This is a genomic window from Polaromonas sp. P1_E1_2 (assembly GCF_056406035.1).
On the sequence record NZ_JBFUAZ010000619.1, the window covers coordinates 1 to 2,490 of the forward strand.

A 2,490-nucleotide genomic window follows, 5' to 3' on the forward strand; every position below is an offset into this window, starting at 1 on the left:
GTCCCTACAAATTGACAAATCGGCTTTCCAAGGAGTTCAACGACATCGCGGCAACGGCCGGCGCGCAGGATGTTCCGATCAGCTACGCAATGATGGAAGGCTTCATCGCGGCCAAGGTGATCGTTGAAGCGGCCCGGCGGCAAGGCTCGCGTGTGACCCGTGAAGGTTTTGCTTCCGCTCTGGATGGACTGGACAGCTTTGACCTGGGAGGATATGTCATCGGATTTCGCCCGGGGATGCACAGTGGTTCACGCTTCGTGGAGATGACGATCATCAGCGGGAATGGAAGAATCCGGCAATAGAAAAGCAAGGCCGATACCGCTGCTTTGCGCCCCTCACCCAATCTTGAGGATGCAGTCAGGAAACAAGGGCCGGAAAAGAGAAAAGGGTTAGCAGATACTTACCTGCTAACCCTTATCAATATTGGCGGAGTGGACGTCGCTCACAAAAATAGCCGTCAATATCCATCATTCGCGGCAATCGCAAGCGCCTGAATGATTGCGGCACTGTCGGGTGTCCATCTTTGATCGGCAACTTCCACCCATATCAACGGCTAGATTGATAGCTCATTTGATAGCTAAGTCGAAACGTCCGATAGTCGAACCGGTTATGCTTCCTAAGTGCATTCTAGGAGCAGTCGTGCGCGGGCCAATCAACAAACTTACCGACACAAAGATCGAGGCAAAACTCAAAGAGGCGCAAAAGGCCATCAAGTTGGGACTTGGAAAGCCGATTCTGCTGGGTGACGGAGGGGGGCTGACCCTGCAGATCACCAAAACCGGGACCGCCTCGTGGTTACACCGCTACATGCGACTGGGCAAGCCTATGGCCGTTGGACTCGGCCCGTACCCCACAGTCAGTCTCAAAGTGGCACGCACCAAGGCCGAAGCGTGCCGACAGCAGATCGCAGCCGGCGACGATCCAATCACTGCTAAGCGCGCTGCCGAAACAGCAACCCGCCTGGCGACGTCGAAGGGCAAGACATTTAACGAATGTGCGGCCGAATACATCGCCGATCACCGTGAAGAGTGGAAAAACCCCAAGCACATCCAACAATGGGAAAACACCCTCCTCACATATGCGTCCCCGATCATCGGCAATCGACCGATCTCCAGCATCAGCACCGCAGATCTCAAACGCATACTGAATAGCATCTGGAAGACCAAACACGAAACCGCAACGCGCGTGCGGGGACGCATCGAGGCAGTAATTGATTGGGCAACGGCGCATGAACTGAGAAGCGGCGACAACCCTGCCCGCTGGAAAGGCCATCTTGAACACTTGTTGGCCAAATCCACCGCTGAAATCCTCCCGTTCTTTTTTTGGATTCCGCCAATCCAGGTGCAGCTGCCGCATGGACGCTTGTTTTATCAACTCAACCAGGAACAAGAACCATGGCATCAAAACTAGCAGTCAATACCGCCTTTCCCGAAGGCTTTGAATCCCCGCTTAAAAGAATTTCAATGGAAGAGCGTTGCGATGACGTCATTGCATCTATAGCTAACCGCGCAGGGATCAGCGGACCACCCTCCGAAAAGCGACGCTTCAACCACTTCTGGCGATACACCGCTTCGAGGCGGATGGTTTCATGTGCCAGCAGCATCAGGCGGGAGGTGTTCTGCGTGACCGGGATATTGAGGCGAGTCCTGCTGGCCACCTCGGCGGCCTTGTCGTAAAGCTTCAGCGCAGCCAACTGGGAATGCTGATCGAAATAAACAGACTCGTTGACGTACACGCTGGTGTTGTTTCCAGCAAGTAGACCGGCCAGCGCCAGCCCGTTGATTACAGCGCTAGTTTGCAGGCCGGCTGGTTTCGCGAGCAGAACCGGTGTGTCCACGCGGGTCACGTCCATGCCCCGTCCTCGGACAAACTCCGCTGCGTGCTTCAACGAGAAGCCGAACTTCAAGTCGCGGTTGGCCTCCTGAATGGCGGCGAATGCCAGCATTGGTACATCGCCGGATGAAATGATGTTGTGGCCTTGGCGAAGGAATGCCGGGCTAGTTTCCATCCGGTATTCGCGTTTGGACTTCACCGCCCTGACTTTCAGGGCCTGCTTACCGGCCGCTGTCACGAGCGAGCCCTTAGACCATTGCGCACCGTCGTCGCCGTCGATCTTCATAAACTTGTCGCGCAGTCGAGCGGGATCTGCATCGTGTACACACAGTCCGAGCGTGTCAACCATCATGCAAGCCTCAATGTCCTCAAAGTTCATACGATTTCCTATCTAGAAAATGCACCGCGCCGCCCTGGRCTACTCGCCGCAAAGCTATGTATCGGTGGTGCTGTTAATACGGTTTACGGCCCTGCGGCTGGTGGCAGCTATGCCGTATAGGCTTGCTACTGCTTATCGGCTGCACTGGTACGGCCTGCACTGTTTACAAGCTGTACGGTATTACGACCGCCGCCGGTCGGCTTACAAGCTGTACCGACCGCGAGTACCATGGCGTCTGCACACGCACGCCCGCCGAATACTTCCGCGTGCTGCGCGGC

General features: G+C 55.8%; 2 protein-coding genes and 1 pseudogene. 2 read left to right on the plus strand and 1 reads right to left on the minus strand.

The annotated features are described in order from the left end of the window. Together AC1D1P_RS20795 and AC1D1P_RS20800 are read left to right on the plus strand one after the other, a co-directional pair. A pseudogene (locus AC1D1P_RS20795) lies at positions 1 to 302 on the plus strand (ABC transporter substrate-binding protein); the annotation flags it as partial. 337 nt (positions 303 to 639) lie between these two features. Next, positions 640 to 1,410: a tyrosine-type recombinase/integrase gene (locus AC1D1P_RS20800; RefSeq protein WP_477674271.1), complete on the plus strand. Its 771-nt coding sequence runs from the start codon at positions 640 to 642 to the stop codon at positions 1,408 to 1,410. On the opposite strand, the gene AC1D1P_RS20805 is transcribed toward AC1D1P_RS20800, so the two are convergent. Further along, positions 1,376 to 2,212, minus strand: coding sequence for a phage/plasmid replication domain-containing protein (locus AC1D1P_RS20805; protein WP_477674272.1), 837 nt, complete (start codon positions 2,210 to 2,212; stop codon positions 1,376 to 1,378). The two genes, AC1D1P_RS20800 and AC1D1P_RS20805, sit on opposite strands and share 35 nt — an antisense overlap. Between the last annotated feature and the right edge of the window lie 278 nt (positions 2,213 to 2,490).